Below are 6,643 nucleotides of genomic sequence, written 5' to 3'. Positions count from 1 at the left end.
TAAAAAAGTTCGCAGTTCAATACGTTTATTTTGAAGGATTGAGGGAAGAAAGAGCAAGGTAATGTGACATAATTCTGAAAAGAGTTTGGGGAAGAGATATTTCAGCTAACTAGAATTTGGTTAAAGGGGCAATGAACTAGCACAGAGATGGCGGCTTTGCGCACGACAACTAACAAGTATGATTTTGTGGTTATTCGCATAGCAAAGATTCATCTAAAGCTAAAGTAATATGGATATTGTAGCGACCGCTCCTTCTGTAATTTCTGAGCCTGCTTAGTTTTTGGATTACGTTATATGTGGTATCTCTCGTGTTTGTTTTGGTTATGCTTCTAGTCTCTAACTAGATTTTATCGTATTACAACGTAAATGCGAACATGTTTGGAAAATATTTTTGAAGAAGGGCTTTCTGTTTGATGGGTGGGCAGGTTTGTGATAGAAGGATCTCATTGGGTGGCGGGTCTAGTTCCCCTCCCTCATCAGGGCGGGGTGATTATACCCTCACTAATACCGCACGTTAAATTGCATATAACCATAACCCTCACGAGAACTCTGGCCGTAACTCACCGCAGAAGGGTTTACAGGTAGGTAACCGAATTCCAAAGTTTCTTCATCCAGACCCAAGAAATAAAAAGTAGCAGCTGAAACGAGCATCAAACCCATCAAAATAACCATCGGACCTGCCACCAATTGCCTGTCTTTGCGGTTCTCCATTGGCAAAGTCCCCGCCATACTTTTCAAGCTCCTGGCTTTTGATTCCGCATTATCGATGACCGAGTTTTGCACCCCATACCAAAAGAAAAATTCATTAGGATTGTTCTGATAAAAAGTTTGAATTGCAAGGCCGTTAACAAGTGTTACCTCGGATCTTGCAGCAGAGTAAGCCTGCCTTGAAGCATAATTTAAATATACATAACTTGCATAAAACAAAAGAGAGCCATACAATGAATAGGTGGCAAAGTCTTTATAAGTATGATCCAAAAAAACATTTTGTTTATTTTTATAATAAACTTCTGTTTTCCCTTCTCTCATTTCTACATCAACGACAACCTCTTCATTATCTTTTGCATCTACAGCACGAAAGCTATCAATATAACCATCTTTTGAGACTCGTAACCGATTCATTCCTGCCGGGATTGCAATACGACTTAAAGGTGTTTTTCCTAAGTATTGAATTCCTAAATATACATCCGACTCTACATTTGAATTTACGGAAATAAAAGAGTTACTCAACTTCAAAGAAAGGTTAACATCCAATTGAAAGGATTTTCCCTTCTCAAGTTGAACTTCCTGTTTAAAAGGATAGAATCCTTCTTTAAATATAAATAATGAACGTTTACCGATCGGGAATTTTTTACCAACCATCGGAGTTTTGCCCAAATAAATTCCATCCAAATAAACAAGAGCTCCCTCCTCACTTGCAGAAGAAACAGCAACCGATGTGGTTTCTTTTCCTTGTAATTTCTCTCGAATGGATTCACCAAGTGGCCCCATTTCCTGATAAGCTCGGATCACAGAAGTTTTATGTTCAAAAGGAATGATCTTTCCTTCAAAGTCGTCATAAAGAAAAACTTTCGTGAGTAGTTCGTTGTCTCTTACTTCAAAGGAACCTGTAATGATATAATCACAATTTAACTTAGACGCTAACCCGAATGATTCATCAGGGGTAGGTGCCCTTCTGTCTAAAATTTGTTTGATAGTGACTTTTACATAACGAGGATCCTTCTCTGGAGTCAGTTGTTTTTTCCCAGACCTTAAGTCTTCTAGATCCTTTTCGCTCGTAACTTCCTTCTTTTTTCTTTTTACGTTTGGCGACTCTGCATCAATTTTCTCTTGAAGTGTCATTTGAGGAGAATCACCAAAAGAATGATAAACAATATTTGGTTTCGGATGTTCTACATAGGTGTATTCTAAATTGCGAAGTTCAGAAATTAGAACCGAAGGAATCCCTTTGATCAAATATTCTTTGGTTGGATCGGGACTAGTTGCAACAAATGAAAATAAACATAAATTACGAGAAGACTCGTAAGTAACGCTTCCTTTATAACTTTGTTTTGGAAAATTATAATAATCATCAATCGAATATAAAGGCAAGGCATTGGTAAGAAGCCCCAAGATGATGAGTAATGCTGAAATTTTATGTTTCATTCTTTTTCTGATTCGATCCCAAAGAATACACCAAGGTTAAAATAGCAACTACCGGAAGCAAAACGGAAACAGGTGATCTATCAAAATAATCCTTAGAAAAGGAGATCTGTTCCCCAAGCCCTGGGCCGGTCTCACCGAGAGATGTTTGGATTCCTAAATAAGAAAACAAAGCAGTGGTCATCACCACTGCTGGAAGTCCTGAAAAAAACAAAAATCCAAACATATCACGAAGTGCAGGTAAGTAATGTAAAAAAACCAACTGATACGATTTTGCACCCATACAAAAAGAGGCTGATAAATAAGAGCTCTGTTTGATTTCGCGGATCTTTGCAGTGAGAGTTTCATAAGACAATGCCCAGTCAGAAACAAGAATCGCAATGAAAATAGCAAAAGGATTTTCCGGTAACAAACTCAGCACAACCAAAGCAGACAATAATGAAGGAATGGCAAGAGAAACAGAAACAATTCCTGAAAGAACAAAGTCTGACTTTTTAGGGAAAAAAATGGAGAAGGTAGACAAAAGAAAGGATACTAGGATGGTAAATATTCTCGCAGGAACTACAAGAACAATGGTCGACAAAGACCCATAACAAAACAATGCAAAGTTGTCGCGACCGAGTCTATCCGTACCGGCCAAAAAACCAGGAGAAAACACCGGTAAATTATTTTTCTCCAAATCTACTGCGATTGGTGGTGGTAACAAAAAAACACCCAAAAAAACAAATCCAAAAAAGAAAAACCGAACGAAGTTATGAACTGTCATCTTCATACCCCACCGGAAAAGAATCGTTGTAAATAAAATCCAAGACGATTCAAAACATAAAATAAAATTCCAGAATACATAAGAAGAGTTGCTAGTAATTTTGTATCCATTGATTTAATTGAATAGTATAAAGATTTTCCAATTCCTGGAAAAAAGAAAATCTCTTCTACAACCATAGCACCGGACAAAAGAGATCCAAAATCTAAAACCAAAAGAATAAGTGCAATTGGTAATACCTTTAAAAAAACTTCCTTTCCGATGATATGACCCCAAGGATAGGATCTTGTTAATAACAACTGCACATATTTAGAATCTGCTTCTTTACGAATTTCAGGTAATAGATACAAAGACATCCTTGCGAAAATCCTAGAACCCAAAGCAATTCCAGGCAAAACGACAAAGTATGTATTTCCTAATTCGTATCCGCCGGGAGGGAACCACTCCAATCGATAAAAAAATACAATTAACAATAGTATGGCGACAATAAAAACAGGAGTAGATAAAATTAAATTCGAAGAAAAGGAAACTAAATCATAAAGTTTTTGTGACCGAAAATATGTAGCTCCTATAGAAAGGCAAAAAGCAAAAACAGAACCAAATACAATACTAAAAATTGCAAGATGGAAGGTTGAAAAAAACCGAGCACCTATATGCGAGTAAACAGTCTCTCCATTCTCTGTTTTGCCACCGGACTCAAAAATCAAAGATTTCCAAAATTGAATGTAGGTGGATAAAAAATCATAGTTATGATTTTGAACTTCTGTGATCCCGGCATCGGCATACAGATAAGATTTATCTTTTGTATGAAATTCAGAAACAAAACTACTGATACAAGACAACAGTAGTAAAAAATACAGAAAACGGAAAATCTCCGACTTCACTGGATTAACTTTTGGAAAGGAAGGCCTTTTGGATTTCTTCGAAATTTTTGGCTTTGATGAGTTTTTCTCTTTCTTCAGGAATGTTGAGTGTTTTTGCAATCAAGGCCAAGGTTTTGATATGATCTTGAAACTTATTTTTCGGAACAATGAGCATAATAAAAATTTGAACCAAACCATGATCCAAAGCATCAAAATCTATTCCTTGTGGTGCAATCGCCATGGCACACTTCAACTCATTAACATAATGAACAGAACAGTGCGGTATAGCAACTCCACTTCCAATACCAGTAGACATTGACTTTTCGCGATTCATTAAGGAGGAAACAGTTTCTTCTTCGTGACTAGGATCTAACGATTGTGTGGCGACCATATGTGAAATCATTTTTCGAATGGCATCTTCTTTTGTAGATGCTTTGAAGTCGAAAATGATATTTTTTGGATCCAGAATCTCCAGAAGTTGATTCATATGATATAACTTACTCCCACCTTTTCAAGATCGACTTATTTTCCAAGAAAAACCCTGACTAAGAGGCCTTCTAACAGAAAAAAAACAACCAAGACCAAAACAGCACTTATCCCCATTTTACCCACAAAAAAGGCAATGGGAAGCAAAATGGCAAAACTCAGTAAAGAAACATAATAGGAACCGTAAAAATTACGACCAGGACTCATGTGCAAAAAGAAAGCGAGAGCAGAATAAGACAATACCCAGTTAAAACTTAGATTACCAGAACCGACTCCCCAAAGAGAAAATAGAATCAGCCAACCCAAGAGAAACCCAAGTAAAACAGTCCTTCGGAAGGAAACCCAGGCAACTCCTACCAAAACATAGACACCAAGGCTATCGGCAAAAGAAAAAAACTCAGTCCCCTTCCACGGAACAGCGCTAAACCAAGGTAAAGACAAAGGCAAAACAGAAGTTTCTAAAGAAATCCCAGCCCAAGGTGTGAGTTCCAAACTAGCCCGAAAAGAATATCCAAGTAAGGAAAAAACTGTATCCCAAACCAAACAAAAAAATAAAACCAAAGCAAAAATAGGAACTCGTAAGGAATAGTTTTGTCCTAAAAAGTAATGAACTACCAAAGCAAAAAGAAATGAGACCGGTAGTAGAATCGGATGCAACCAAGCTGTTGGTAAAATAAGAAAAACAATGAATAGTTGAGAAAGTAGTCCCAACCAATACAGTGACTGATTGGCACGAATACAAAAACCAAAATATACTAAAGTGAGAATAGAAGCCAAAACAATTGGTAACACAGGAATGGGTTGCACATGGGCAAATACATAACCTAAAAATCCTGTCAGAGTTAAAAAATAAAAAAAGTCTGCAAATATCTCTGAAGATTTAACACCCCAACTATTTTCAGATAGAATATAAAGATTCTTTAACATCTTATAACGATGATTAAACCATCACTCCTTCAATTCTCTTCCGAATGTCAATCCCAGACGGACAATAAACCGTACAAATTCCACAGGACACACAAAGGTCTTTTTCAAATTCTTCAGTTTTTCCTTTGATAAGTTGGACTGGATTTGCATTAGTCGGACAATAGTTGTTACACTCCATACAATCAATACAACTAAACTCCTTTCTAGATGCGGGGAGTTTTTCATACAAAGTGATGGAGCAATGTTCATATATATTAAAATATCCCAAAGAACCAACGTCCATTGGATTTACTTCTTCAAAGACAGTTTCAAACGATGCGATTTTATAGCGTTTGTCTAAATTGGCCGGAATGAATGCCAATGATTGGCCATTGGTTAAAAAAAACTGACGAGGTTCCAAATCCATTCGTCCCTTACGGTCCACTAAAAATACGGCAAGGTGTCTTTTTGTAAAAGGTTCGTCATAGTATAACTTTCGCAAGATGTGAAAAATAGTTTCTGCGCCTAAAAATAAAACCTCATACCCAATCAAAGATTTTCTGGTTTTATCTACTGGTGTTTGGAATTGTTTGTGTAAAAAATATTCAGGGATCCCGTTTGGATGTTCAAAATCCAAATTAGAAACTTCAAAAAAATTTGATATCTCTGCTTTAGGAAAAATAGAACGTAATAGTTCGATGAAAGATAAATATGCATCTTTCATATCACGAAGAATCATTTCTTCAAAATCTAAATGTTGGTATCTACAGAAGGGTGATAAAACAATTTTAAAATTCGAATCTCTATTGAACTTTTGGAAATAATCTTTTAAAGGTGTTTCAATTAAATCTAGAGAATACAAAGCACCAGCATCAAAAGCTTCTAATAATGCAGAAAAATCATAGTTCCTAGAATGATAAGGCGAAGTAGTAGACCAAGAACCATCTTGTTTGATTTGAAAGTATTTCTGATCTGGAGTAAGACTTGCAACACCATTGACGGGAGCAAGCACCTTCTTCCCGTTATGTGCAAGCATAACCTGCCCGTGGGTAACTCGAGCAGGATAGGAATCAGAGAGAACGCTACCCGCAGGAACGGGGATCAGGAATTGACCCTGAATCGTCCGTTCTTTTTTGTTTTCAGTTTTATGAAATTTGCGAGCGAAGGCGCGAGGTAACCTGGGGAACAACACGCCGGTAATGATTTAGACGGCTTTCACCATGTAGATTTCGTCTTTGATTGGGAGTTCTTTTTTCAAATTCTTGATGTAAGGTAGAATCTCTCCCATTTCTTCATAATATTCGCAGTTTGTCTGCATACGGCGAGCTACAGTAAAATATTTATAAAGTTTTTCTTCACCGGAACGTTTAGACCACTTCTTCTTGTTACATTTAACTCGAAGAATGTATTTATCTTGCTCCGATTCATATTGGCGAACCACAACACAATGCAAACAGTTCGCGCAGTAGACTTTTTCACTCAT

Annotated in this window: 7 protein-coding genes; all 7 read right to left on the bottom strand. The window is 36.9% G+C overall.

Annotated elements, in window-relative coordinates; translation table 11 throughout:
- Positions 1-501: 501 nt before the first annotated feature.
- The 7 genes from CH361_RS17875 to CH361_RS17845 all read right to left on the bottom strand — a co-directional run bounded on the left by CH361_RS17875 (position 502) and on the right by CH361_RS17845 (position 6,643).
- Positions 502-2,145, bottom strand: a complete 1,644-nt coding sequence (locus tag CH361_RS17875) for a PEGA domain-containing protein (protein ID WP_100792181.1) — start codon at positions 2,143-2,145, stop codon at positions 502-504.
- Positions 2,135-2,908 (bottom strand): ABC transporter permease subunit, encoded by a 774-nt coding sequence (locus tag CH361_RS17870; RefSeq protein WP_100792180.1) that lies wholly within the window; start codon positions 2,906-2,908, stop codon positions 2,135-2,137. The genes CH361_RS17875 and CH361_RS17870 overlap by 11 nt, the downstream gene beginning before the upstream one ends.
- Positions 2,909-2,910: 2 nt before the next feature.
- Positions 2,911-3,789, bottom strand: coding sequence for an ABC transporter permease subunit (locus CH361_RS17865; protein ID WP_100792179.1), 879 nt, complete (start codon positions 3,787-3,789; stop codon positions 2,911-2,913).
- A gap of 4 nt (positions 3,790-3,793) precedes the next feature.
- Positions 3,794-4,255, bottom strand: a complete 462-nt coding sequence (locus CH361_RS17860) for a PTS sugar transporter subunit IIA (RefSeq protein ID WP_015681600.1) — start codon at positions 4,253-4,255, stop codon at positions 3,794-3,796.
- A gap of 35 nt (positions 4,256-4,290) precedes the next feature.
- A complete protein-coding gene (locus CH361_RS17855; RefSeq protein ID WP_100792178.1) occupies positions 4,291-5,181 on the bottom strand; it encodes a hypothetical protein in 891 nt (296 codons plus the stop codon).
- 13 nt (positions 5,182-5,194) lie between these two features.
- Entirely contained in the window at positions 5,195-6,196 is a 1,002-nt protein-coding gene (locus CH361_RS17850) for an ATP-binding protein (protein ID WP_100792191.1), read from the bottom strand.
- Positions 6,197-6,364: 168 nt separating this feature from the next.
- Positions 6,365-6,643 carry a hypothetical protein gene (locus CH361_RS17845; RefSeq protein WP_002973362.1) on the bottom strand — a complete coding sequence of 93 codons (279 nt, stop codon included), beginning with the start codon at positions 6,641-6,643 and terminating at the stop codon, positions 6,365-6,367.

The organism is Leptospira brenneri (assembly GCF_002812125.1).
GTDB lineage: Bacteria > Spirochaetota > Leptospiria > Leptospirales > Leptospiraceae > Leptospira_A > Leptospira_A brenneri.
This window is presented reverse-complemented; position numbering and strand designations above follow the sequence as displayed.

Coding starts and splice junctions, on each gene's coding strand:
- CH361_RS17875 (WP_100792181.1), bottom strand. CDS start 2,145: ATGAAACATAAAATTTCAGCATTACTCATCATCTTGGGGCTTCTTACC.
- CH361_RS17870 (WP_100792180.1), bottom strand. CDS start 2,908: ATGACAGTTCATAACTTCGTTCGGTTTTTCTTTTTTGGATTTGTTTTT.
- CH361_RS17860 (WP_015681600.1), bottom strand. CDS start 4,255: ATGAATCAACTTCTGGAGATTCTGGATCCAAAAAATATCATTTTCGAC.
- CH361_RS17855 (WP_100792178.1), bottom strand. CDS start 5,181: ATGTTAAAGAATCTTTATATTCTATCTGAAAATAGTTGGGGTGTTAAA.
- CH361_RS17850 (WP_100792191.1), bottom strand. CDS start 6,196: ATGCTTGCACATAACGGGAAGAAGGTGCTTGCTCCCGTCAATGGTGTT.
- CH361_RS17845 (WP_002973362.1), bottom strand. CDS start 6,643: ATGAGTGAAAAAGTCTACTGCGCGAACTGTTTGCATTGTGTTGTGGTT.